The organism is Rothia sp. HMSC036D11 (assembly GCF_001814205.1).
In the GTDB taxonomy this organism is placed as follows: Bacteria; Actinomycetota; Actinomycetes; order Actinomycetales; family Micrococcaceae; genus Rothia; species Rothia dentocariosa.
Map to the genome: position 1 here is coordinate 1 of NZ_KV815274.1, position 24,241 is coordinate 24,241.

Consider the following 24,241-nt stretch of genomic DNA (forward strand, 5'->3'; position numbering starts at 1 on the left):
CCCCGACACCCGCATCCACATCTTCAACAACCCCGAAAATAAAGGCCTCTCTGCTATGCGTAATCAGGGACTTGAACATGCACGGGGTGAATGGGTAGTTTTCCCCGATTCTGATGATGCCCTCGAACCTACCTTTTTGGAACGGCTACATCAGCAGGCCGAGCTTACCGGGGCAGACGTGGTGAATTGTGCTCATAACATGGTAGATACGCGGGGGCACAAGACTAAACGACTCAAGGGTACACCGGGTATACGCACCGGTGAACAAGCAGCTTACGAGCTTCTGCAAGATGAACTTTCCCCCTATGCTTGGGATAAAATCATTCGCCGTTCTCTTTTCAACGATGTTCGTTACCCCGATATTGAGCGTGCCGAAGATGAATGTGCTCTCCTCAAGTGCTACTTGGCGGCACAGAGCGTATCAGTAATAGACGATCCTCTCTACAGCTACTCCGTAACTCCAGACAGTCTGACGTGGAGTCGCATCACCCCGGTAGAAGAAACACACCGTCTTATCGCATATTTTGAGGAAGCTCTCGGAGAGCGCCGCAGTGAGCCCGATGCGCAAAAAGCCCTAACCGTCGCGCGAGTTCTTGCGTTTCTTAACAACGCCCAGCAAGCGCTAGTGGTCGGCGGTCATAGTGCGCGAGAGACACTACGTGAATGCCGCAAAGGCTTCACCTATGCACAAGCGCTCACAGCGCTTCGCACCAATCGAGTCTTTGGAGCAGCGGGAGTACTTCTTAAAACTTCCCCAAAACTCTACCGTGTTTTATACGGAATATATATAAAGCGTACTTATAAAATGTAGAATATGAATTTTGGTACTGTCACGTATCTATAAGCATAAACAGCAGTCATAGAACACAAAGGGTTGGTATGGTAGGCTCCACACGCGATAATTCCCTTCACCTTAAGGGAACAAAATCCTCAAAGCAGCGCCGTGTGTACCTTGACCTCATCAATTCGATGGCAATCATGTGGGTGGTACTCCTGCATGTGCGTTTTATTAGCCCGGATAATCCGTCATCTTCGGCGTGGTGGGTTGAAAATATCCTATCTGGCTTCGGGGTTGCGGCAGTTCCACTGTTCTTTATGGCGACCGGTATTAATCTCTTGGATTTTACTCGCCGCGAGTCTATAGGAAAGTTCTATCGCAAACGTTTTACCAAAATTCTGATTCCCATGATCTTATGGGCACAGGTCTATCTTTTCGTTCATATGTGGACGGGTTCTACTCCGTTTCCCGGAGTTCACGAAATTCTGCGAACATTAGTAGCCCCCAGTAGCGAGGCAGCCACCTTCTGGTACCTTGAGGCATTAGTCGGCGTCTATCTAGTGCTTCCGATTTTCTCTTACGCCATACGTGGTGCTCAGACGGAACAAGCTACCACGGCACGCACCGGATTCTTCTGGCTTATGGCGGCGCTCGGGCTTTTTCTACCGATTATCACCCAAGCAATCCACCTGATCTACCCTCACGTCCTACCCGAGTTTGTTGCACCCATCACCGGGTATCTTGGGTTCTGTCTTCTTGGGTATGCACTTGCCAATACCGAGTTTTCTCGTGCGTGGCGCATCGTTATTTATCTGTTGGGCATCGTGGGATTAGGAGGATTTATCTTTGGCAGTGCTTATTTAATTGAGCATCGCCCAACGTTCGTGCCTCTGGTACACGGATACCTTGCAGTTCCAGCAATTTTATGGGCAAGCGCAGTCTTGGTGTTCTGCAAGTATTCACGCATTGGTCAAGCATCGCCCACAGTGCAGAATATTCTAAAACGCCTTGCGGCACTCACGTTCGGGGTTTATCTGGTACATCTTCTTATCATCCAAATTCTACAGGCGGTAAACTTCTCTCTGACTAAAGTGCAGTGGGAAGTTCCCTATGCACTCTTCGTGTGGGCTTTATCCGCCGTGATTGTGTGGATGCTGCGGCTCATTCCTCCGGTACGCCGCTGGATTCTGCCCTAATAAGTTTTACTCCGAGAAATCGTCTGAGGGGTTTACCCACAGTATATTGACGCAACGCTGCGAAATTTGTGGAAGCATAAACTCGCCCTCAATATATAAGCGAGTTCACCGAGAAAGACTGTTAAATTTCTACCGTTAAATAAGATCATGTAAAGCACACTGTTCAGGTAGAATTTAGATAGTTTATGTCACTCACTGATGGTCACTGTAGATCGTCTAATAACTCAGGAGCAACCGCGTGCTGCATAACAATATACAGAGATACCCTACGCTTTATGAAGGGGTATTTGAGCGTGCCAATTCACTCAATTTTTTAAGACTTATTCTCGCTTCTTGCGTGATTTTCTCCCATACACCCTACCTTGTCATGGGCGCCAAAGTAGATGAGCATCCTCTTATGCATAACTTTTATGTATTTGGTGACTACGCGGTTAATGCATTTTTCTGCATTTCAGGTTTTCTGATTGCGCATAGCGCCTACCGCAGCGGGGCAGGTTCTTATCTTGTTAAACGTGTGCTCCGTATTTTTCCCGGTTATTGGGTTTCTATTCTTTTTGTGGTTGCTCTTGGCGGTCCGATCTCGGTCATAACAGGGCACACCGCAACGGGGTGGGACTGGGCAGATGCTCTTCACTACATTCGCAGCAATTACGATCTGATGGCGCTTCAGTACCCGCTCTTTGGCGGGCCCATTGACGTTCCTCTGGAATTTCCTTCATGGAATGGGTCTGTCTGGAGCCTAGAATATGAATTCTTCTGCTACCTCCTATTGCTTCCGCTCTTTTACCTGCCCTTGATTCGAAAGAATCTGAAAATCTTTATTCCGCTGTCATACCTCATAAGCCTGAGCTACTACCTGTGTAACCAATATCTGGGGTACGACTTTATGAGTCAGGCATTCGGGCTTCATCCGCGCGACCTCAACGCTTCGGCACGTATGTACCCGCTTTTCTTTGCGGGTTCCCTACTTTATCTGCTGAGCCGCAAAATCAGGGTTTACCCGATGCTGTCGGTTCTGTGCGTTGCAGCCGGAGTGTATTTCACCTGGCTGGTACCGCATGCGAATGTTTTGCAGTGGACCCAGCTTATTCTCGCCTACGGAATCATTGGTTTAGGATGCTCCATCAACGTTTCGTGGGCGCGCACCAATGACATTTCCTACGGCGTATATGTGTATGCGTGGCCAGTACAACAAATTCTGGTGATGCTCGGGTCTATATCCCTGGGCTTAGCGGCCAATATTTTCTTGGATCTGATACTCACCTTCGGCATTGCCTGGCTTTCCTGGATGTTTATCGAAAAACCCGCGATGAACCTGGCACGGCATCCCATTGTAACGGGCAGCAAACGCAGGGAACCATCCCCGCCGACCACGCACAGTACATCAGATACGCCCGCATCACAGGCGGATGAGCCCGCAGTGGCTCAGATACCGCATCCTCTGGGGCATCCCATACAGTTCTCATAAAAGCGTCAAGGGGCGGCTTATCTTAGCCGCCCCTTTTCTATACGTATTAGTGGGTTTCGCCTCGTGCTGTATTCTCAACCAGCATTTCCCGTAAAGCCTCGCCCTCACTGAGCGCCTGCGCGGAACGGGCGTGAATCCTCATCGCTGCCAGATGCACCACGAACCCGCAGATAGGACCCGCATAGAGCGCAACTAGGGCTCGCCCCACCACCGGAAGAGGAGTTAAAAACGCTACCGCGATAACTACCACGGCGGCGGTTGCCCACCCCGTTACATACGCACGATGGCGCCCAATAGCCAACACCATATTCCCCGACAGGGAAATTAGCGCCAGCACGGCGGAGGCAAAAACCAATACCGCCATGACTGTACCGGTGATAACTTCGGCATAGGCATCATTCTGATTAGCTTCCGGCGGGTAAATCAGCCTAAAAAGCATAGGAGCTACCAGGTATGCGGCACCAGCACCGAAAGCCCCGAGCCCCAGCACCGCCACAGCAGGCTTTAGAAAAGCCGCCAACGGGCGATGCTGCTGCTTCAAGAACGCCGAAACAGCCACCCCCTGAAACGCCTGCAGGGGAATCATAATCGGCGAGCGCGTAATCGAAATCGCCAAAAAGAGCGCACCCATAACGAGTTTGGTGTGTTCACTCTGGTTCGGCTCGCTGCCGTCCAAAATATTGGGAAAACCCATCATAATCACAGCGGCGGATGCCGAGGACAGGAACGACCAGATCAGGTTCATGCTGAGCTGTTTGACCTCAATATCGGCGCGTGCCGCCCAGGCTTTACGCCCGCCGGGAAGAAAGAGAGCAAGAAGTATCCACAACGCCATAGGGGTTACGGTGGCGACTTCCAGACCCGTGAGCGTGGGAACCGCGAATGCTGCGGCGATCATCAGTACAAGACGACCCGCCGATTCTAGGGCGCCGATCCCGGCGAAGAGATACCAGCTGTCGCGCCCAGCACTGGCACCGCTCATGGTCGCCTGCAATGCGTAAAAGGCTACACCAGCGGCAATGGATCCTACCGCCCACGGGGTATTCGTAGGAATTTGATCGTGCGCCCACAACGGGGAGGTGAGCACCACGAGAAGCCCCGCTAACAGGCCGAAAGCACCGGCAACATATACCACGCGCACCCGGTACACGCCGTCACGCCGTGCTGCGCCGACCGCACGCGTTACCTCTGGCTGAATGCCCGTAATAATACCGGTTACCGCGAAGAGTGCACCCCAGAACAGCAGAAACTCTTTCATCTGGATACCGCCGAGCGCATGATTGGCGATAACGGTAGTGCCTAAAGTCGCCAGCGCCGTCAGCACCGAGGACGCTAAAAGCGCCATAGATTGATACCGACTGATAGTCCCGCCGGCTGTGCCCTGCTGATCCGTATTCTCGGGGATTATGTTCTCTGGGGCGGGGTCATCCTGGGGTGTGTTCTTCGCGCCAGCCATTGGACCTTACTTCACCACATGAACGGCAAGGTTCTTCACGCCCTGCCATTTCTTCGCCAGGGCCGCCTTCGGAAGCAGCGTCAGCGCGTGAGCACGGGATGAGAAGCGGATGCGCGCCACCCGCGCAGCCTTCTTCCACCCGAGCTCGTCCATCTCGGCGGCCATCGTCTTGTAGTAGCCGCGTTCCTCTTCAAAGCGGGTGCCTTCCAGTGCACGCCATGATGAGTCGGAACCACCGTGACGACGGTACATGAAGGCTACCTGCGGATCGTAGTAGAGGGCGCCGCCGCGCATCGTAATATCGAGGATAAGCGCCATATCTTGGATAACGTTAAGGCCTTCACGGAATCCGGTATCTACGATAGCCTCAGCACGCCAACCGAGCGAGGGGAAATAGAACCAGGCGCCGCGCAGCAGAGAAACCGCGAGCTCTTCACCCTGAAGAACCGCCTCAGCCGCAGGACGGTAGTGTTCTTTCGTGCGCTCCACAAGGGTATTAGACAGCGCATTATTTTCGTCAATAACCACCACACCGGGCTGGAAAATACTGGCTTCTGGGTGGGCGGAGGCGGAGTCTACCAGCCACTGCACATAGTTGGGGAGCATCACGTCATCCGCGCCCATAACGGTTACGAGATCGTTCTCTACGAAGGTCAGACACTTACGGTAGTTGGCGTTTGCGCCCAGGTTCGTTTCATTGCGCATATAGGTGATACGCTCATCGTTCAGCGAGGCAAACCAGCCGGGGATAGACTCATCCGGGTAGCCGTCATCCACTACAATCAGGCGCCAGTCGGGGTTGGTCTGCCGCACGATAGAGAGCACAGCCTGCTTCATCATTGAAACATCGCCGTAGTAGGGGAAGAGGATATCAACGGTCATCGTGTTCAGCTCCAGAGGTTGAGTCTTGGGGGTCTTGATCGGGATCTTGCGGGGTGCGATGCGCTGGCGCACCACCGGGCTGCTCGTGAAGCGCCCGCAAGATAGCCACTTCTTCGGCAAGGATGCGCGTCTTCTCCGAAAGCCTGGAGACCTCTAAGGTGAGGTGCAGGCATACGGACATCAACAGCACGATAGAGAGCAGGAAGAGCAGGTTAACCGGCAGCGTTAAACCCACAAATTCGGTAATACCGTCCAGCAAACCGGGGAATATTCCCAGCACAATAATGGCGGCACCGACGCCCAGCCACAGGGCCGCGTATTTTTCTTTCATCTTCAGGTTGCGCACCTGAATAATAACGAGCGTACAAATACACAGCGCAACGATAAGGAAGAATATACTAGCGCTCATGCTGATCCTTCCTATCAGTCTTTTTACGGTTCATCGAAATCCAGTAGGCAAAAAGTGAACGAACAAGATAAACCGCCGATTTCACCGGACCGGAGGAAGGTGTTCCGCCTTGACGCTCGCGCATTCTCACGGGGGTCTGCTTCACACGCAGACCCTGTCGAATAGCCATAGCGGTAACGTCGATGGTATCGCCTAAATACTCAGCGGGCAGGAATTTACAGTAGAACTTGATACCTCTGCGGTTGGCGATTTTGAAGCCGCTCGTCACATCGGTGAAAGGGGTTTTCGCGGCGCGGGTGAAAAGGTGTGAAAGCAGGCTCATCGCCCATTTTCGAGGGCCAGATACGTTGTATTCGCCCGAGCCCGCAAATCGGGAGCCAATAACAATATCGCAGTCCTGCGCGTGCGCAATCAAATCTGGAATGCACATAGGATCATGCTGACCGTCGGAATCCACCTGCATCGCATAATCGTAGTCGGCGCGGCGAGCATATTTATACCCGGTGCGCATTGCCGCCCCTACCCCCATGTTGTAGGGCAGATCGATCACAAAAGCACCGGCTCTGCGCGCGATTTCTGAGGTATGATCCGTGGAACCGTCGTTCACCACAACCAGATCTACCTCGGGAACCCTCTGTAAGAGCTCAGTGATAGTGTTACCGATAACCTCTTCCTCATTCCACGCAGGCATAATGACGAGTGTGCGCGGCATCGGCTGCGAACTCTCTGAACTCATGCGTAGGGGATTCCTCTCGGTGATACTGGAATACACGTGTTATGACTGTACTCAGTCTATCAGTCAAAGGCAGAGAGCATTGAAATACCCGTGACAGCCGCCGCTGCCACAGTGTATGTATGTTCTCAACAGGGAATACCGCTCATTACTGAGGGGTACCACAAGCCGTAATGCGGTAAAGAGTTGCCTCGCCTTTGGAGTACACAGGCTCCGCGACGCCTTTCTGCTGCAGATTTTCCAGACCGGGGTACTGGGAACGATGATCTCCACGAATCTCTTCGTTAATCTCCCGTCCCTTAAAGTCCAGGTAATAGTATGCCTTTGAATTTTGCACCGCAGAGCATACGGCAGGGTTATCGGCGGCCTCGTTGAGGTGCTGATAGATCTCACGGGCATCGGGGGTAGCCGTGTACAGAGGATGCGCAGCCGTCACCTTATATCCGGTGAGCGCATACGTCACTGCGCTGCCGGTCCAGGGCTGCACAATTACGGTTTCTCCAGTTGGCACGTAATCATGCAGATGCTCAATCACGTCACGTTCATCGGCCGAGAGGAGTAAGGCGTCTGACTTGGGAAGATACCGTTCCTGGGTGCCTTTAATATAACCCTGGATATTAGGATCTGTCTGCAGGTTGATACCCAGCGGAATCAAGAGAATAACTGCCAGCGCCAGGGATATAATTCCGCCGTGTTCTTTAAGTGGTGTGATGCGCTCGCCCAGAACCGCAATCAACGCCTTAAGCCACTGATACGCGGCGTGCACACCAACAACGGCCATCGGAGCCGCCAGAATTGGCACATTCGCGGCCAGGCGGAACGGATCGTGGTACCACACGCCCAAAACCCAGTCGCGCCCGTCGTCCCAGACCATCCACCGGGCGGCAACATAGAAGTACATCACATACACCCAGCTGAGCAGCAGCCAAACGCCGATGCTTCGGGTACGCAGCAGATAGTATGCGCCCATAAAAGCAAGCACGGAAACGGTCCAGAGCAAACCATTACTCATTTGACCGTTCAGGAGAGCTTCACCCACGGCCGTGCTGTCCCATTGCGTGGGTTCCCAACCGCCCGCCTCGCGAGGCGGACGAACGATACCCCACAGGATATTTAGGGTAATCGGGTATATCGCCAAGAGAACTAACTGTATAACGCAGACAAGCGGTTTGAGTTCGCCGCGCCACGCCGCACGAATCTGAAGCGCCGCACGCACCAAAATAATAGGCAGAGCGAGCGCGAGCATAGTCATCAAGACGTTAGGATGCGCCAATGCGAGCCCCAGCGCCATGAAAAAGCCCATGTACAGCGCCGGAACCGTCTCGATGCGGCGCGCCTGTACCGTGCGCAGAAGCTGGGCGAACAAGCCCAGCACGGTGGGAAGAAGCGCAAGACCCAAGCTATTGGGGTAAAGCACACCGAAGTTGATGAGCAGCATGGGGAACGCCGTGAACGATGCCGAAATAACACCCACGCTGAGCAGGGCCGGAATGCTGGCGCGCATTGTGGAACGCACCAGATACATGACCGACAGCGGCCAGATTACCGCCCCCACCAAAACGCTCATAAGGTTTGCTGTGGCGGGTACGCTTATGCCCGTTACCTGGTAAATAACCGTGGCAATACCATGCCAAACGGCGGGATAGAAGGTCGGTGCTTCCCCGCCCGAGGTCATATTTGCGATGGTCAGCGAGGAAGCATCACCCGTATCTGCCATATAGCGAATGGCGTTGAGGTGAAAGTTGACGTCATAGGTTTGCGAAATATATTCGGGACGTCCGATAGCGCGGGCAATGCTGATGTACAGCAAGATAAAGCCAACGAGAACGCTAAGCCCCGCTGCAAGAGTCTGCGGGGTAAACCAGCCAGAACGCACAATTGCGGTGTTTTCCTGCTGATCGCGCCGTTTCTGCGGGGCGGGAAAATCCAGCCAGCCTCGACTGCCAAGCAGGCGACAGATCAAATACCCCAGACCGGCGAGAATAACCGCGAAAGCGAACGGAATCAGGAATGAAAAACGTACCCCCACTTTGGAGGCAAAAATCGCGCTCACCCCAAATATACCCACGGAAATAGGGGCGGCAAGACCTAACGCCTCCACACCGCGCTGCCGCATAGCCAAAGCAACGATAAGACCCGGAATAAGGATTATCAGAGCACCCACTATCAACGGGATAGTGAGCGAAGCCCAGGTCGTTTCCATGCGGTTATCTCCTTGTGACTATGTTTTGCCGTGGCGGGCTCAAGTGTGCCGTATGCTGCTTGTGCTTGTGTACGTTTTATATGTGTTGCGATGTAAACCTTTAGTTTCCATAGTAGTGGCAATACGTCTGAGTACAATTTTTCACGCCTTTTTATGCATGTCTGTGTGGCGATTCATAGGTTTCCGCAAGGTATCAGCGGTATACGATTCGCTGAGAGAGCCTTTCCAAATGTTTTGCGCGGGTTATCCCCGGAACTCGATGGTCTTTGTGCGTGTCAAATACCGGAACCTGGTGCATCACAAATTCCGGGGCAGGTTTGCTTTCGGTCATGGAGCCTTCCACCCGTTGTACTGTGGACGCATTCGACACAAGAACCTGCCAAATCCCAGGTTTTATTACGTAATGTTGCTTGGTGCCCGTCATAAAAGCCCTGTCAGAGAAATATTGAGCAATAAACGTGTGCTAGCGGCGGCGGCGTTTTACTCTAAAGATAGTTTGCCCCACATTCACTGACGATGCAGCATGAGAAAGGTCTTAACTATGGCTGAGCCTCTAGAATCAGAAACATCAGAGCTTTTCAAGCAAGCATTCGGGCATCATCCTGCCGGAGTTGCCGTTATTACCGCCACCGATGATGCTGGCGAGCCCGCGGGTTTTACCGCATCCTCACTCACCTCGGTCGCCGCCGAACCCGCGATTGTAGCGTTTTCCCTCAAGGCAGACAGCGGATCTGCCGGTAAGATCGCGGCCGCTCCCTCATTCCTCATCCATATGCTTGACGCCGAGAATGTGCAGCTCGCCAAGAATTTTGCCACCCACGGCTACCCCCGTTTTGCGGATAAGTCTTCATGGGAGTTCCTCTCCAGCGGCGAGCCGCTCGTGCATGGGGTACGGCGCGTGCTGCGTGCCACCCCGCTCAGCCGTGTGGAGGCTGGCCCCGCTCTCGTGTTCACCGCCAGGGTTGAGGAATTTATTCGTCACGATTTGGGCGGCACTCCCCTGGTTTATCATTCGCGTTCTTTCCATGCGCTTGGCAAGCATTCCAACGTAGACTACGCTATCTAAACCTGCCGCAGACTGCATCATATGGCTGCATCAAGGCTTTTGGGAGTGAATTAAAGCGCTAGAAAACCCGCTTTAATTCACTCCCAAGAGCCTTTTTACTATGCATGAAAGCCAATTCACAGGTCCATAGAGGCGGCAGACGCGCTAAGGTATTAAAGAGAACGTAAGCCACATAACCCCACACAGAGCCACAGCATCGAAGGAGAATCCGTGAGCACCGAGGACCCCGCCCAGAGCGCAGCGCACGCCGGCGGCACAGCATCCGACATCCCTATAGAGCCTCAGTCCTTGGAGTGGATGCGCCGCCTAGTTGCCATTCCCAGCATCTCGGGCACCTCAAATCTGGGCGTTATCGAGCTTATCGAGACGGAATTCGCGCGCTACGGGTACACCGGGCAGCGCACCTATAACGCGGATCAGACTCGCGCGAACCTGTGGGTTACCGTGCCCGCTGCTGATGGTTCGACTGAGGGCGGCATCGTGATTTCCGGTCACACCGATGTGGTTCCGGTCGAGGGGCAAACCTGGGATTCCGATCCGTTCACGCTGCGGGTTGAGGGTTCGCGTGCCTACGGGCGTGGCGTATGCGATATGAAAGGCTTCCTAGGCGTGGCACTGTGGCTCTTGCCGCAGGTCGCGCGGGCGCAGCTGAGGGTTCCGCTGCATTTCGCGTTCTCCTACGACGAGGAAATCGGGTGCGTGGGTGCACCCACCATGCTTGAAGATGTTGTGAACCGCAATATCAGACCTCAGTTCGCGATCGTGGGTGAGCCGTCGAGTATGCGCGTGATTTCTGCGCATAAGGGGGCGCATCGTGGACGCGTGGAGATCACCGGCACGGCGAAGCATGCATCATTGGCGCCGCACGGCGTGAGTGCGGTCAATGCCGCTGGCGAGTTCATTACTTTCTTCTCTCGCCTCGCCGACACGTGGCAGTCTGAGGGGCCTTTTGACGATGCGTTCATGGTTCCCTATGCGACCGGCGGGGTGAATTTTGTGCGCGGGGGGCTGCAATACAATATTGTGGCCGAATACGCCGAGCTTGAATATGATCTGCGCACGCTGCCCTCAATGACAACCGAGTCTGTGGTGGAGTTGATTGAGGATGAGCTTTTCGACAAGATCCTGCCGAATCTGAAGGCGCGCGCCCGGAAGGCAGAGGAGCTTTCCGGTGCGCATTCGGGGGTTTTGCAGGAGCGTGTTCAGATCAAACATGAGCTTCTTGCCGCCGTGCCCGGTCTGGGAACGGCAGACGACGCCCCCATCATAGCCCTCATGAACGAGCTTTTGGGCACGAACGAGGCGCCCGAAAAGGTCACCTACGGTACGGAGGCGGGGCAGTTCCAGCGCGCGGGTATTGAGAGCGTGGTATGCGGCCCCGGCGATATCGCCCAAGCACACTCCGCCAATGAATGGATTGAGCTGGAACAGCTTCGCGAATGCGAGCGCTTCTTTGAGGCAATCCTGAGGTGGGCCTCGCAGTAGGTCCTCCCCCGCTTTTCTATGCGGCGAGTTATTGCGCATTTCGCGGGTTATTTCGCCGCATGCGCAATAGCCTACGAAACGGGAGCTTCCGACGTGTCAGCATCCTCATCTGCCCCCAAGTAACGATTAGCAATTGGAATCCAGGTGAGGGTTAGTGCCAACAACACACCGCCGATCGCCAGCACGGTGAGGCGCGTGCTCGTTTCCGCACCCAGACCTACGAGCGGGTTCACCACAATACCCACGAGGCTCCCGACAGAACTTGCCACGTTCAGCACTGTGGCGCGGCGATGTGCAGGAATCAGTTTATTAGTTACAGCAGAGGTGATCGGCCCGCGTGCGTGAATACCCACCACCACGAGTAAGAACCCGGATACCACGGCAAGGACATGCGGCACCGCCATCAGGCAGAAGCCCGCGGCACCATACCCCATGGCCAGCAGAAGCGCGGTTTTGCGCCCTACCCGCTTCTCGATACGCCCCGCCGCATAGTTATACCCTGCCGCAAGGAGCTGACCGGTACCAGCGATCACGCCCCATGTTGCAATAGGCACATCTTGTGCGGCAAAAAGCGGCTGGTTCAGCGTGTACACCGCGTTGAAAAGTGCAAAGGATGCGCTCGAACCTACCGCAACGTACAGCAGAAGCGGTGAGGTAAAAAGTAGTTTCACGCCTATTTTTAGCGAAACCCACGAAGTTTCAGGGTGTTTATCGTGAGTTTTCGGATTCTGCCGCGGCAAAAACGCCACACAAACTGCCGCAACTACAGCCATTGCCGCCGATAACAGAGCGGGCAGTGAAATATCGACGGACCCCAACGCAGAACCCACCACGGAACCTGTTACCCCCGCGGTGAGCATCAGGGCACTAAGATGCCCCCACGCGCCAACCGCTTTCGCATCAGCATCATCCCCAAGGGAATCATAAATATAGGCGTCTTGCACCCCCGTAAGCATGGCAATGCTCAGCCCACTCATCACAAACGAAAGAGCATAAATGGAGAAATTTGTGCCAGCTGCAAAAAGAATCTCAGCAATCGCGTTGAACACAAAACCGGCACCTACGAGTCTCCGGCGGTCGAAACGGTCGCCAATAATCCCGGCAGGAATTTCAGCCACCAAAATACTAGCGACCAAAACACTTTCCAGCATGAAAATATCGGTGAGCGATAACCCACGGCTTTCCAGGAAGAACGCGCTGACCGGCACATAGAAATCAAATCCGGCGGCAATCATGGCGAGCGCCATGGGTATTAGGGATTTGCTCGACCAGACGATCTGACGTGCGGTATATGTGGCGCTCACCTGTTTCTCCTGATTTTTATAGCTAGTCAGGACGCGAATATGGAAGAGGGTTCCATGTGCCGTGCATCCTTATTTTCTATTCTCTAGCATCCCGCATAAAAAGTACCTTTATGTGAATAAAGCGTTAAAAACCCGCTTTATTCACATAAAGGCACTTTTTACCGGGTAAATCTAGGTGAGGGTTAGCGCCAGTAGTTGTTGGCTGCCGCGATGGTCTGGAACTCGATGGCTACCACCTGCGCCGCAGCTGTCAGCGAGTCCGGGTCTACCGCGTATTCCGGGCGTCCCGCTTTGAGAGCGTCCGGGTTAGGCTGAATCTGGTGGATGGTGTGCCGTGCGATGAGCATCGCCAGCTGCCGTCCTTCTTCGGGGGTTTCGGTGATGAGAGTACCGCCGGGAATGCCTTGTAGTTCTTCTGCCGGAAGTCGCTGACTCATGGTAAATACTCCAATCTGCATATACTCCTTCAACGCCACCGTAATGAACTGACCCGGGCACCCTCAAGCAAGTTTCCCCTGATGCTCGGGTTAAGCCACCCCTTATAGCCAGCACCGCATCGGCACGCAAAAACCGCATCAACATCCGTGCCGCTTAAACACGCGTGATTCGCCTCCAAACCCTGGACTTTCACACGTGATGTACGCCCCACTTTTCCACACAAACCCACGAATACCGCTTATGTCTTTGGGTTACTTTATCCCAAAGTATTGCTATTTCGAGCTTCATCACGTCTTATAGAAACACATATAAAACCAAATATTCCAACATAAACACAAGCGGAGGGTTCCGTGCGCACCATCAGCCCCTACCTCGCCGAATTCCTAGGTACACTCATCATGTGCACTATCGGATGCGGCGCCATCGCCACCGTCGAGCTACGACGCTCCAAAGGGCACGGCGACAACTTCTTCACTATCGCCTTCGGCTGGGGTTTTGCCGTAGCCTTCGGTGTCTACGCCTCACACCCGTATTCCGGCGGGCACCTGAACCCCGCGGTCTCTGTAGGCTTGGCGGCTTTTGGCGAATTTGATTGGGCTAAGGTCCCCGGGTATGTGATCGCCCAGCTTCTCGGAGCCATGGCAGGCGCGGGGCTGGTGTACCTGAACTACCTGCCGCATTGGAAGGCCACCGCCGATCAGAAAATTAAGCTCGGCGTATTCTCCACAGTTCCAGCCATTCACAACTACTTCACGAACGCGCTTTCCGAAATTATCGGTACTTTCATGCTCGTCTTCTCGGCGCTGTACACCGGCGTGAACTTCAAGCCCACGATTACCACCGGCGGCGTGGAACTCTCCCTGAACCTCAACGATGTGCTCAAACCCCTCGCCTTCGGCTTTATGGTGGCGGTGCTCGTGGTCGGGCTAGGCGGGCAGACCGGTTACGCCCTGAACCCTGCGCGCGATCTGGGGCCGCGCATTATGCACGCTCTGCTGCCCATTCACAATAAAGGAACCTCACGCTGGTTCTATTCGTGGGTTCCCGTCTTTGCCCCGCTTGTGGGCGGTTTTATGGGAGGAGCGTTCTTCAAACTCTATTACGAGAGTGAGTTCACAGTGTGGGTTGTCATCTCGTCGGCATGCGCCATCGCGCTTTTAGGGTTCGCGTATTGGGCAAATAGCCACCTGTACCGCGCACCCAGCGCAGAGGTGATTCCGCAAGGCGAAGACACCCAGGCGACGGCGGCGAGGGCTGCGGCAACCTACACCGCTACCGGTTCCATCCCGATTATCGAGAAGCGAACCTATCAGCAGTAGGCTCAGGTTAAGTTCGGAAGCGAAAAGTTACAGTCGCTGAGGAACGTTATTAGGTGCCTCGCACGCTCGGAATAACGTCCCTCAGCGACTGTAACTTTTCGCTCCCGAGTTCTCGATCTTTACCCGATATGATCCGGCAGGTGGCGGTAGCGCATCCGACGGCGGATCCGACGCCACACAAGCACAATGAGCGCACCGATCAAGGCGCCGGCGGTGTTGTTGATAATATCGTCCACGTCAAAGGTGCGGTATGCGCAGGGCACCAGGCCCCAGTTGCCGCTCAGCTGGCTCAGTTCGATGAAGAGAGACAGCCCGAAACCCGCCAAGGCTGAGGCGCGCAGACCCCAGCGCAGGCATCCGGCGGTAAACAGCCCTATAGGAATAAACAGGCCGATGTTAAAGAAGAGTTGGGCGAATGCCCGCGAGGTTGCGCCGCCGGTTCCTGGGGTTTGCAGCATCTGGAATGCTTGGATCCAGCTCCAGCCAGCATAGAGGCGTGGATAGTATAGCTCTGAGTGGCATTTTCCATCGCCCACCCCTATGGGGGTGAGGGTCAGCACCAAAACCACCGCCAAGAACAGAGAAAATATGCCGGTGATGATATAGTGCCGGGCTGTCAGCGACGATCCCGCGCGGCGAGCGCGCGTTCTCATCAGAAGAAAACCAAGGGCAAAAAGAGCGAGGGTAGCGCAGATGATTTCAAGACTAACCGTCCCCATCTGCTCCGATAGTAGTTTCCTCATCCACATTCCTCGTCAATAATGTACAGCGTCATAGGCAAGCCGTGAGTGGTAAAAACTCGCCTACCACCAGTGTAAAGCTATTGGGGCAACATCAAAGAACCGGAGCTTCACACGCCGCCGAATGCGCCCCTCACCTGTGCTGCACCCCACACGGATGCGCCCGACAGCCCCTACCTATCCGGGTTAGAAGAAAATATCGATGGGGATGATGGGGGCTACGTCGTCCCCCAGCAGCAGGACGAAGCAGAGCGTGCCCGCGAGCGCCGCGAGAACCGCCCCGATAACCTGCACGAGCCAGAGCATCAGGAACTTGGCCCGTTTGCCTTCGCGGCGTGCCGTAAGCGCTTCGACCATCGCGGTGGAGAAGGTGGTGAACCCGCCGAGCAGACCGGTGGTGACGGCGGTGCACCAGAAGATAACGGATCCGGAGGCGCCGTAGTGAATATCGAGCGCGTTCGGGTTAGCGACCGGCATAATCAGCAGCCCGTAGAGGAATGACCCCACCAGGTTAATCACGAATACGGGGCTGATGATGGAGCGTTCGGTGCGCAGCCGGGGCGACATTTTGACGTCGAGAAAATACCTGGTCATTGCCCCTAAACCGCCGAGCAGAAAGACCGTTAGCGAGAACATGATGAGTCCTCTTGAGCACTGGCACGGCGTGCCTCCCAGCGGGCAGCGATTTTTCCGCCTGTAAAAAGACCCGATGCTGCGGCCACTAGACCGCCGATAAAGAGCACAGCAAGGCTGAGCAGAACGTACCACCCGTGCACCGTGTAATGAATGAATACCGCCTGCGCGGTCACCGCCGCGATGGACGAGTAGGTGGTATACCCGCCCATCATGCCAGCGCCGAATAAGAAGCGGAACGAGCGTACAGCATCCTCACCGTGCATACGGGCGTGCGATGCCCACAGCGCAGTCAGAAGCCCCAGGGTGAAGGATCCGATCAGGTTCGCAGCAAGCACGCCACCGGGTGTGTGGATGCGGCAGAAGGCACCTATGCCTCCTCCTAAGAAAACCAGCAGCGGCGCGGGTATGCGGTTCAAGTATGCGGCGAGCGTTCGTCTTTCTGCCATCGTGCGGTGCGCCCCTTCGATGCGCTCGGGGTGAGAACTCGTGTTCTCGCGGCGATCCCCTACTTTCACCTTAGACCACTGAGGTACCAAGATGTTAATGGGCACGTTTATGTAGCCTGCCGCTCATCACCTAAAAAGCGCGAGCAGGTCTTTTTTTGCTCCGACAAGGTAGGATTTTCCTACCTGCTCGGCACAATACGACCTGCTCGCGTGGTATACGGTATTAGCGGTTATTTAGTTTTCTTCTTCGCCCAGGGAATCTCAACCTCGGCCACTTTTTTCGCCGCAGATTCCTGTGCTGTCTCAGATTCCTGTGTTTCGGTTTCTTTCTGCTCGGAATCATCGGGTGCCTCAGATTCGCTAGGCGCTTCATCACCATCGTCGGATTTATCCGAGTCTTTGTGTTCCAGCTCTTCCAAAAGGGTCGCCCCTTCCACATCCATATTCGGAACGAGCTTATCGAGCCACTTCGGCATCCACCATGCTTTATCGCCCAGCAGGGTCAAAACTGCGGGGGTGATAGTCATGCGAACCACGAAGGCATCAACCAGCACGCCGAAAGCCAGACCGAAGCCGATGGGGCGAATCATTGAAGATTCGGCGAAGATGAACCCGCCGAACACCGAGATCATGATGATCATCGCGGCAACCACCACACGCACCGCATGGTTGTACCCGGCGACGACGGCGGTTTTCGCATCCTTACCGTGCACATATGCTTCGCGCATGCCGGAGACCAGGAACACCTGATAGTCCATCGCCAGGCCGAAGAGAATACCGATCATCAGGGTAGGCAGGAACGCCAGAATCGGACCGGGATCGTGCACCCCGAAGAGGGATCCCATGAAGCCCATCTGGTAGACCGCAACCACGGCACCGAAGCTGGCCAGAATCGAGAAGAGGAACCCAACCGAAGCAACCAGCGGCACCAGAATTGAACGGAACACCAGAATCAGCACGATAAACGACAGACCCATGACGACCGCCAAATACAGCGGCAGTTTCTGCGCCAGCGTATTGGAGACGTCGATATTGCCGCCGGTCAGACCGGTCACGCCCAGGCGCACATCGGTACCCTGCACGTTAACATCAACCTGCCGCAGCTTCTCAACCAGGTTCACGGTTTCAACCGAGCTAGACCCGTGTTTGGGGATCACCTGGAAAATCTGCAGGGTGTGATCGTCGGTTTGCCCGATGGGAACTACGGTTTTTACGTTGTCGGGGTCTTTCGCCTCAACCGCATGGGCGATATCGAGCTGTGCCTGCTCGGCCTGCGCATCGCTCATACCTGCAGGGGTGTGTGCCACTGCAACCACAGGACCGCTCATGCCTTCACCAAACTTGTCTTTAACAATCTGGTAGGCCTGGTACTCGGTGCTTTCCACCTGCGAGCTTTCTGCCGAAGGAAGACCCATGCGCATCTGACCCATGGGAATAGCGATAGCACCCAGTGCCGCCACACAGAGCAGAATGGTAACCACAGGTTTAGCGAGCACGATGCGCAGCCAACCGTGCGGGGTAGCCTCACGCTTTTCCTGCTCGGCGTGATGCGCTGCAATCTTTTCGGGAGTATCGATAGATGCCCACGTTTTCTTCGACATGACCCTGCGGCCGATCAGCGAGAGCATAGCGGGGGTCAAGGTCACCGAAATCAACACGGCCACGAAGACGCACAGTGCCGCCGCATCGCCCATGTATCCCAGGAAGGGAATACCTGTCACGTTCAGAGCGAGCAAAGCGATAATCACAGTTGTTCCGGCGAAGAGAACCGCGTTACCGCTGGTGCCGTTAGCGACCGCGATAGATTTTCGCAGCGGCATGCCGTCCATCAGGTTAGACCGGTGCCTGTTGAGAATGAACAGTGAGTAGTCGATGCCCACCGCAAGACCAAGCATCATGCCCAGCATATAGGTGGTTGAGCTCATATCGATGAGGGATGAGAACGACAGGGTTCCCAGAATACCTATCACCACGCCCACAAGCGCCATGATGATAGGCAGCCCGGCGGCAATAAGAGTACCGAGCATAACGATAAGCGTAATGAGTGCCACCACAATACCGATAACCTCGCCAATACCCATACCCACATTAGGAGATTCGGCGATATTCTGGTCAAAATAGACCTTCAAACCCTTCAGATCGGCACTCTTGAAGTGTTCCATGAGCTTTTCTTTATCAGCCTGAGGGGTTTCTGCACTCTTTGTCTTGAAGAAAACCCCGGCGATTGCGGTCGAGTTATCTTCAGAGACCGTTCGGTAGTCGCTTGTCAGCTCCAAAAGCGCAGATTTGCGGGCGTATTCCGACTGTTGTTCGGGGAGTTTTTTCTCAGCGTCGGCAAGTTCAGCAGACTTAGCGTCATATTCTTTCTGAGACTCTTCCAGTTTGGCGCGTTGCCCGTCCAACTGCCCCTGTTGGGAGCCGAGCTGTTCACGCATAGACTCTAGAGCGCCGGCCGCTTTGGCTTGTTCGCGGGCTTCATCGAGTTGTTTTTGTGCAGCATCCAGCTGCTCTTTACCGTCTTTAAGCTGTTTACCGGCTTCTTCGAGCTGTTTCTTGCCGTCCTCAATGCGCTGCGGTGCGGCGTCGAGCTGAGGTTTGCTTTCTTCGAGCTGTTTTTTACCGTCGGCTATCTGCTGTTCGGTGGCGAAGGGATCGCTGACGGCATCAACAGCCGAGTTCTCATCCTTGAGGCTGTTCAGCGTGGTTATGAAGGCCTGTTTCTGTTCCTCGGTGATTGCAGACCCGTTATCTGTCTTTACAACAATCTGCCCGTTACCGCGGTTAGCATCGGGATACCGAGCAGAGAGTTCGTCGGTAAGACGCTGGGTTTCGGTTCCGGGCATCGTGAAGGTGGTCTTCAGCTGCCCGTGGAATGCGCTATAGCTACCGGCAACACCGGCAATAACAAGCACCCAGATAGCAATAACCGCCCACGCCCTGCGTGCGGCAAAGCTACCTATGGAATATAGCCACTTAGCCACGATGGTTCTCCTCAAATGTCTCTGTATCGGTTGAGTATGGTGTGCGTATTTACCGCGCCTATGTGTATTTGCCGTCGATTAGCTCTTCGACGTAGTCGAGGCAGTGTTCTATGTTTTCCCGCATTTTTTCGGCATTTTCGGGCGGCTGTGGGTTACCTTCGGCGTCGTAGAAGGAGGCCGCGATTCCCTCGCAGATAGCGGAAGCAATGAGGTTCCCGAAGATTGCGATGCGCATCCGCGGTATGTCCTGCCGCTCCTGCCACAGCTTGTCAATGACCATCTCAATGGAGTTCAAATAGGAGGTTGAGCTGTACTCATTGAACTTATTATCGAGAGAGTAGTCGTGAAGGGCGAACAGCAGCCGAGCGTGGGGTTCTACGTGCTCGGCAAGGCGTTCGGTGGTGAATGCTGCACGCACACCGTTGAGCATGTCCCTCTCGGGATGCGCTCCTCTGGGGATGCAGAAGTCGGGGATGACTTCAAAAATACGGCGCAGGTAATCGTTCAGGCGTTCAACGACGGCGGCTTCAACCGAGGAAAAATGGTTGAAGATGGTACGCCTGGATACACCGGATTCTTTGGCGAGCGCATCCGCCGTGAGCGCCTTAAGACCGCCTGCGAGCACGAGTTTTTCTGCCGCATCCATAATGGCGATGCGGTTCTCGGCTTTACGCGCGGAGCGTTTATCTACAATCTTTTGGGCAATACACACAGTTATTACACTAAGTGCAATATTGCACCAAGTGCAACTATTTTTTGTGTGAGCTCAGACATATTTCTGCACTCAGTGCATATTGTTTAAAAAGTCTCTGCTCGCCAGAAAGCCCCAAATCAAGCGTTCTATGAGACCGAAACCCCCTGCCGCATAAGCGGAAGACGTACCGAAAATTCGGTTCGTCCGGGGCGGCTTCGCACAGAAATCAGCCCGCCGTGTGCCTGCACGATCGCCTGTACGATTGCCAACCCGAGGCCGGTCGTCCCGTCAGAGCCCGAACGCGCCTTGTCTGCCCGTGCGAATCGGTCAAAAATCTTGGGCGCAAACTCTGGGTCAATTCCGGGACCGTTATCCACAATGGTCATAAGCGCTTCACGCCGATCCGCAGATACCCGCAGCCCGGCAATAACGGTCGTACCCTCGTCCGTATGTTTGCGCGCATTAGAGAGCAGATTCAAAATAACTTGCTGAATCTGCGAGCGGTCCGCGATCATCTCAACCGGTTCATCCGGCACATCCATGCGCCAGATATGGTCGCGTGCCGCCGCCTGCATATCCGAAACGCTCTCGACAAGCAGCTCGGTTAGGTCGATGTTCTCAAACTTCGGTTCACGCCCTTCGTCCAGGCGCGCCAGCAACAGCAGATCTTCCACAAGACGCGACATTCGTTCAGTCTGCGAATCGATGCGTGCAAGCGAGGACTGCCCGCCGTCGGCGAGAGGTTCCGTCCACCGCAGCATATCGGAATAGCCCTTAATAGCGGCCAGCGGGGTGCGCAGCTCGTGGGATGCATCCGCAATGAAGGCACGTATCTGTTTTTCGGTACGTTCACGCACGTCAAGAGCCGAACTCACGTTATCAAGAAGCTGATTGAGCGCATACCCTACAGACCCCACTTCGGTGCGGGGATTCGCGTCTTTGGGGGTCACACGCACTTCGGGAGCAATAGTGTCAGATTCCAGGTTGAGGCGCGCCACCTCGGTCGCCACACCGGAGACACGCTCTAGGGGCTTCATCGTTCTGCGAATTACGAACGAACCCAAAAAGCCGGTACCGATCATCACGGCAACCGACCCAATACCCATTGTGATAGAGAGCATGGTAAGGGTCTGATACATTGCCCCCAGCGGCACACCGGTGATAAGCGCGTCCGAAGAAGGCCCCGGTGAAGAAACCTTCACCATGTATTTACCAACGTCAAGGTCCACTTCGGTAAGCTGACTATCTTGATTTGCAGTGCCTCGAAGAGCATTCAGAGTCGCGCGGTCTTTGTCACTGAGCTCCTTGATGCTGCCGTCGGCACTCAAATACCCCGAAAATTTGTACTCGCCCTGTCGATCGACGCAAAGATTAATGGTTCCGGCACCCTGACCCGGCGTATAAAGAGGGTTTTTCGGATTAGATTTATCGAGGCATTCAAAACCGTGACCGCTGGGAGAATTATTGGGATTGGCAGCGCGATTCGCAGTTTCTTTGAGGGTACTGCCAATTTGCGCCCGCAGAGAGTTCTGCAGTGTGGCATAGGTTGAGACACTGGTAATAAAACAGGCAATTCCTAGAGCCGAAACGAGAATAAGAATAAGCCGCCTGCGCAGATGCGGCATTGGGCGTATAGCGGTTTTATCCCGTTTTTTTCGACTACCCTGTGGGGGCTGTGTCTCGGGAACACTGGGAGCTTCCATAATGGTCACAGACTTCACCCCTTCCAGGATATATTACTAAATCGGAATATAAGAATATATACACCTTGACTAGGCGCTTTACATAATTAGGGGCTTAAACTGCCGGTCGAATTACATAGCCAGCACCGCGTACCGTATGGATCATAGGTTCACGACCCACATCAATTTTCTTCCGCAGATACGAAATATAAAGTTCCACAATATTCGCCTGACCACCAAAATCGTAATTCCAGACGTTATCCAAAATCTGGCTTTTAGAGACCACGCGCTTCGCATTTTCCATCAGATAACGCAGCAGGTCGAATTGGGTTGCCGTAAGAGCGATAGGTTCACCGCCACGGGTAACTTCGCGGGTATCTTGGTTGAGCACCAAATCCCCCACAACGAGTTCGGCATCGTCAATAGCGGCAACACCCGAGCGCTGCACCAGCCTGTGCAGACGAATCATAACCTCTTCCATCGAAAACGGCTTGGTCACATAGTCATCGGCACCAGCGGCAAGCCCTTCGATGCGGTTATCCACCGAATCTTTCGCGGTCAAGAAAAGGCAAGGCACTTCGGGGTAAAATTTCCGGATGCGGTCCAACAGTTCCAGACCGTCGAAACCGGGCATCATAATATCAAGCACCAGCACATCGGGGCGCCAGTCGCGGGCAATAGCTAAGGCTGCGGGTCCGTCACCAGCCGACTGCACCTCCCACCCGATCATCTTCAGTCCCATACTGACGAGTTCTTTGAGCATCTCCTCATCATCGACCACTAGGGCACGAATGGGGCTGCCGTCCGGATGTTCGAGGGTCGGCAGGTTTTTAGCGATTTCGGTTGCTTTGCTGCTCATAGTGTTAAGGGTAGCGGTATTTAAACGCCTGTGTAGGTTTAGTGGCTACTTTTCGAGCAGAACATAAAATATACATGCCCCTTACACAGCCTGCACACAGTATTCCTAACCCGCCAGTACAAGGATGTCCACAAAAGTGGGTGACGCGCATTAGTCCACGTCACCCACAATATGAGGAATTATTTAGAGGCGAATACCGCTTGGGACTACTGTACGAGCCTGAAGCGGCACAACACCACCGCCGCCGGGAGAGCCATATCCGTTAACGCGGGATGGAGTGGCTGTTTGGGCATCCGAGAAGTCTTCATCCCGAATCTCTCCTCGATCAGTGATCTCGGTGAGTATTTCTTTATCCCGGTCTCCCACCCGTATCTCTTGGGGAAATATTTCAATCCATGAGCCGTTAGAGCAGGTCATGACTTTTACTTCCCGGTCTTTAATATACCGATAGGTGCCGTCCGCGTTAACGTATGTTTCTTGTCGGGTTCCATACCCGTAATTAGCTTCGGTGATTTCCTGCCAGGAACCGTCAGCATGCAGTTCTGCGCTGTGGCTCTTTGTTTTCATGGTCCAGGTTCCATCAGCTTTGACTTCCCCATGTTCATCGCCGCGCTTATCGTAGATCCATGACCCATCGGATTCGTTGATAGTGGTCCATTTCTTATCTTTGCTGTCCACAGATTCGGTGGATCTGGGGCGGGGCTTACCTGCTTTGTTATCGTCAGTCAGCGCTATCTCTTTTTCGCTGATGCCCTTTTTCTTGAGTTCTTCAAGATCCGGGTTTTTACCGGATTCGTGGCTCGGGCAGGTGATTGGAAACTTAACATCCCGCATAAAATCAAGGCCCCGCGCCTTTTCCGGGTGCTCCAAAAGTTCAGATACTTCAATCTGCTGCCCAGCAGACGAAGTATTCGAGCCGGAGGATGATGCCGCAGCATGCGAGCTTTGGGGCGAGGAATTATTGGATGAAGATGCGGTTCCTGATGAACACGCACCCAGGGCAAAAACCAGAGCAGTTCCCAAAGAAAATACAGAAAGTCTACGCATTAAAAGTCCTTATCGGTGACTATGAGGGAAGTTACAGAATCAAATATACCCCGCCTCAGGTCTTCGCCACCGAAGACACGCTTCTGCCGGTCACAGGAACCAAACGCAGATACCCTTCTACGAACACCTTCTAGCGCTCATTATTTAACAGTCCGCAAACCATTATTTAACCCAATACCCGTTTTTGCCCTTATATTCCGGGGATTTTTGGGAGGGTACAGAATCATTATTTAACTCTCAGGCAAATATTATTTAACTCCGAGCCCTTGATGATGTGCGCAAAAGGGTGACGCATCCAGCCGTAAAATCTGGATGCGCCACCCTCTACCTTCTTCACAAACGATTCCTGCTAAGACACAGCCTGCTGACCGGGTTGCAGAGGCTGACGCGGGGTCAGCGGAATGACCCCTCCCCCGCCG

The 24,241-nt window shown here is 54.3% G+C and carries 21 protein-coding genes; 6 read left to right on the plus strand and 15 right to left on the minus strand.

The genetic code is table 11. The features are described from left to right. The 3 genes from HMPREF2958_RS00930 to HMPREF2958_RS00940 all read left to right on the plus strand — a co-directional run. Nucleotides 1-811: glycosyltransferase family 2 protein (locus HMPREF2958_RS00930; RefSeq protein ID WP_070695871.1), on the plus strand; the 811-nt coding region annotated here is incomplete at its 5' end. A 68-nt stretch (nucleotides 812-879) separates the two neighbouring features. Beyond that, nucleotides 880-1,974, plus strand: a complete 1,095-nt coding sequence (locus HMPREF2958_RS00935; RefSeq protein WP_070695872.1) for an acyltransferase — start codon at nucleotides 880-882, stop codon at nucleotides 1,972-1,974. Between the two features lie 238 nt (nucleotides 1,975-2,212). Then, nucleotides 2,213-3,442: an acyltransferase family protein gene (locus tag HMPREF2958_RS00940; RefSeq protein ID WP_246827970.1), complete on the plus strand. Its 1,230-nt coding sequence runs from the start codon at nucleotides 2,213-2,215 to the stop codon at nucleotides 3,440-3,442. 46 nt (nucleotides 3,443-3,488) lie between these two features. Here HMPREF2958_RS00940 and HMPREF2958_RS00945 read toward each other — a convergent pair whose 3' ends face one another. From HMPREF2958_RS00945 to HMPREF2958_RS00965, 5 genes are all read right to left on the minus strand, one after another. Further along, nucleotides 3,489-4,898, minus strand: a complete 1,410-nt coding sequence (locus tag HMPREF2958_RS00945) for a hypothetical protein (RefSeq protein ID WP_070661641.1) — start codon at nucleotides 4,896-4,898, stop codon at nucleotides 3,489-3,491. Between the two features lie 6 nt (nucleotides 4,899-4,904). Beyond that, nucleotides 4,905-5,780: a glycosyltransferase gene (locus HMPREF2958_RS00950; protein WP_070695873.1), complete on the minus strand. Its 876-nt coding sequence runs from the start codon at nucleotides 5,778-5,780 to the stop codon at nucleotides 4,905-4,907. Further along, nucleotides 5,770-6,189: a DUF2304 domain-containing protein gene (locus HMPREF2958_RS00955; RefSeq protein ID WP_004005880.1), complete on the minus strand. Its 420-nt coding sequence runs from the start codon at nucleotides 6,187-6,189 to the stop codon at nucleotides 5,770-5,772. Before HMPREF2958_RS00955 ends, HMPREF2958_RS00950 begins: the two co-directional genes overlap by 11 nt. Further along, nucleotides 6,179-6,925, minus strand: a complete 747-nt coding sequence (locus HMPREF2958_RS00960; RefSeq protein WP_070695874.1) for a glycosyltransferase family 2 protein — start codon at nucleotides 6,923-6,925, stop codon at nucleotides 6,179-6,181. The genes HMPREF2958_RS00955 and HMPREF2958_RS00960 overlap by 11 nt, the downstream gene beginning before the upstream one ends. Nucleotides 6,926-7,070: 145 nt before the next feature. Next, nucleotides 7,071-9,125, minus strand: a complete 2,055-nt coding sequence (locus tag HMPREF2958_RS00965) for a DUF6541 family protein (protein ID WP_070695875.1) — start codon at nucleotides 9,123-9,125, stop codon at nucleotides 7,071-7,073. Nucleotides 9,126-9,666: 541 nt separating this feature from the next. On the opposite strand from HMPREF2958_RS00965, the gene HMPREF2958_RS00970 reads away from it, so the two are divergent. Together HMPREF2958_RS00970 and argE are read left to right on the plus strand one after the other, a co-directional pair. Then, nucleotides 9,667-10,191: a flavin reductase family protein gene (locus HMPREF2958_RS00970; protein WP_004005883.1), complete on the plus strand. Its 525-nt coding sequence runs from the start codon at nucleotides 9,667-9,669 to the stop codon at nucleotides 10,189-10,191. 210 nt (nucleotides 10,192-10,401) lie between these two features. Further along, nucleotides 10,402-11,676, plus strand: a complete 1,275-nt coding sequence (gene argE, locus HMPREF2958_RS00975; RefSeq protein ID WP_083313667.1) for an acetylornithine deacetylase — start codon at nucleotides 10,402-10,404, stop codon at nucleotides 11,674-11,676. Nucleotides 11,677-11,747: 71 nt separating this feature from the next. Here the strand turns inward: argE and HMPREF2958_RS00980 are convergent, their stop codons facing one another. Both HMPREF2958_RS00980 and HMPREF2958_RS00985 read right to left on the minus strand, forming a co-directional pair. Then, a complete protein-coding gene (locus tag HMPREF2958_RS00980; protein ID WP_246827971.1) occupies nucleotides 11,748-12,980 on the minus strand; it encodes an MFS transporter in 1,233 nt (410 codons plus the stop codon). Nucleotides 12,981-13,162: 182 nt separating this feature from the next. After that, complete coding sequence (locus tag HMPREF2958_RS00985) at nucleotides 13,163-13,417, minus strand: hexameric tyrosine-coordinated heme protein (protein ID WP_172884782.1); 255 nt, start codon at nucleotides 13,415-13,417, stop codon at nucleotides 13,163-13,165. A gap of 351 nt (nucleotides 13,418-13,768) precedes the next feature. On the opposite strand from HMPREF2958_RS00985, the gene HMPREF2958_RS00990 reads away from it, so the two are divergent. Further along, nucleotides 13,769-14,737 carry an MIP/aquaporin family protein gene (locus tag HMPREF2958_RS00990; protein ID WP_070695876.1) on the plus strand — a complete coding sequence of 323 codons (969 nt, stop codon included), beginning with the start codon at nucleotides 13,769-13,771 and terminating at the stop codon, nucleotides 14,735-14,737. Nucleotides 14,738-14,856: 119 nt separating this feature from the next. On the opposite strand, the gene HMPREF2958_RS00995 is transcribed toward HMPREF2958_RS00990, so the two are convergent. The 8 genes from HMPREF2958_RS00995 to HMPREF2958_RS01030 all read right to left on the minus strand — a co-directional run bounded on the left by HMPREF2958_RS00995 (nucleotide 14,857) and on the right by HMPREF2958_RS01030 (nucleotide 23,822). After that, nucleotides 14,857-15,480 (minus strand): VanZ family protein, encoded by a 624-nt coding sequence (locus HMPREF2958_RS00995; RefSeq protein ID WP_238789154.1) that lies wholly within the window; start codon nucleotides 15,478-15,480, stop codon nucleotides 14,857-14,859. Nucleotides 15,481-15,663: 183 nt separating this feature from the next. Beyond that, the gene (locus HMPREF2958_RS01000; RefSeq protein ID WP_013398115.1) at nucleotides 15,664-16,113 is read right to left on the minus strand and encodes a fluoride efflux transporter FluC; all 450 of its coding nucleotides are present in this window, start codon (nucleotides 16,111-16,113) and stop codon (nucleotides 15,664-15,666) included. Beyond that, the gene (locus tag HMPREF2958_RS01005; protein WP_210400868.1) at nucleotides 16,101-16,664 is read right to left on the minus strand and encodes a fluoride efflux transporter FluC; all 564 of its coding nucleotides are present in this window, start codon (nucleotides 16,662-16,664) and stop codon (nucleotides 16,101-16,103) included. The genes HMPREF2958_RS01000 and HMPREF2958_RS01005 overlap by 13 nt, the downstream gene beginning before the upstream one ends. Nucleotides 16,665-16,789: 125 nt before the next feature. Beyond that, nucleotides 16,790-19,540, minus strand: coding sequence for an MMPL family transporter (locus tag HMPREF2958_RS01010; RefSeq protein WP_246827972.1), 2,751 nt, complete (start codon nucleotides 19,538-19,540; stop codon nucleotides 16,790-16,792). Nucleotides 19,541-19,598: 58 nt separating this feature from the next. Next, nucleotides 19,599-20,252, minus strand: coding sequence for a TetR/AcrR family transcriptional regulator (locus tag HMPREF2958_RS01015; RefSeq protein ID WP_070695877.1), 654 nt, complete (start codon nucleotides 20,250-20,252; stop codon nucleotides 19,599-19,601). Between the two features lie 128 nt (nucleotides 20,253-20,380). Further along, nucleotides 20,381-21,937 carry a sensor histidine kinase gene (locus HMPREF2958_RS01020; protein ID WP_246827973.1) on the minus strand — a complete coding sequence of 519 codons (1,557 nt, stop codon included), beginning with the start codon at nucleotides 21,935-21,937 and terminating at the stop codon, nucleotides 20,381-20,383. A 94-nt stretch (nucleotides 21,938-22,031) separates the two neighbouring features. Next, nucleotides 22,032-22,775 (minus strand): response regulator transcription factor, encoded by a 744-nt coding sequence (locus tag HMPREF2958_RS01025; protein WP_004005894.1) that lies wholly within the window; start codon nucleotides 22,773-22,775, stop codon nucleotides 22,032-22,034. 183 nt (nucleotides 22,776-22,958) lie between these two features. After that, nucleotides 22,959-23,822, minus strand: a complete 864-nt coding sequence (locus HMPREF2958_RS01030; protein WP_070695879.1) for a hypothetical protein — start codon at nucleotides 23,820-23,822, stop codon at nucleotides 22,959-22,961. Nucleotides 23,823-24,241 lie beyond the last annotated feature (419 nt).

Coding starts and splice junctions, on each gene's coding strand:
- HMPREF2958_RS00935 (WP_070695872.1), top strand. CDS start 880: ATGGTAGGCTCCACACGCGATAATTCCCTTCACCTTAAGGGAACAAAA.
- HMPREF2958_RS00945 (WP_070661641.1), bottom strand. CDS start 4,898: ATGGCTGGCGCGAAGAACACACCCCAGGATGACCCCGCCCCAGAGAAC.
- HMPREF2958_RS00950 (WP_070695873.1), bottom strand. CDS start 5,780: ATGACCGTTGATATCCTCTTCCCCTACTACGGCGATGTTTCAATGATG.
- HMPREF2958_RS00955 (WP_004005880.1), bottom strand. CDS start 6,189: ATGAGCGCTAGTATATTCTTCCTTATCGTTGCGCTGTGTATTTGTACG.
- HMPREF2958_RS00960 (WP_070695874.1), bottom strand. CDS start 6,925: ATGAGTTCAGAGAGTTCGCAGCCGATGCCGCGCACACTCGTCATTATG.
- HMPREF2958_RS00965 (WP_070695875.1), bottom strand. CDS start 9,125: ATGGAAACGACCTGGGCTTCGCTCACTATCCCGTTGATAGTGGGTGCT.
- HMPREF2958_RS00970 (WP_004005883.1), top strand. CDS start 9,667: ATGGCTGAGCCTCTAGAATCAGAAACATCAGAGCTTTTCAAGCAAGCA.
- HMPREF2958_RS00985 (WP_172884782.1), bottom strand. CDS start 13,417: ATGAGTCAGCGACTTCCGGCAGAAGAACTACAAGGCATTCCCGGCGGT.
- HMPREF2958_RS00995 (WP_238789154.1), bottom strand. CDS start 15,480: ATGAGGAAACTACTATCGGAGCAGATGGGGACGGTTAGTCTTGAAATC.
- HMPREF2958_RS01000 (WP_013398115.1), bottom strand. CDS start 16,113: ATGTTCTCGCTAACGGTCTTTCTGCTCGGCGGTTTAGGGGCAATGACC.
- HMPREF2958_RS01020 (WP_246827973.1), bottom strand. CDS start 21,937: ATGGAAGCTCCCAGTGTTCCCGAGACACAGCCCCCACAGGGTAGTCGA.
- HMPREF2958_RS01025 (WP_004005894.1), bottom strand. CDS start 22,775: ATGAGCAGCAAAGCAACCGAAATCGCTAAAAACCTGCCGACCCTCGAA.
- HMPREF2958_RS01030 (WP_070695879.1), bottom strand. CDS start 23,822: ATGCGTAGACTTTCTGTATTTTCTTTGGGAACTGCTCTGGTTTTTGCC.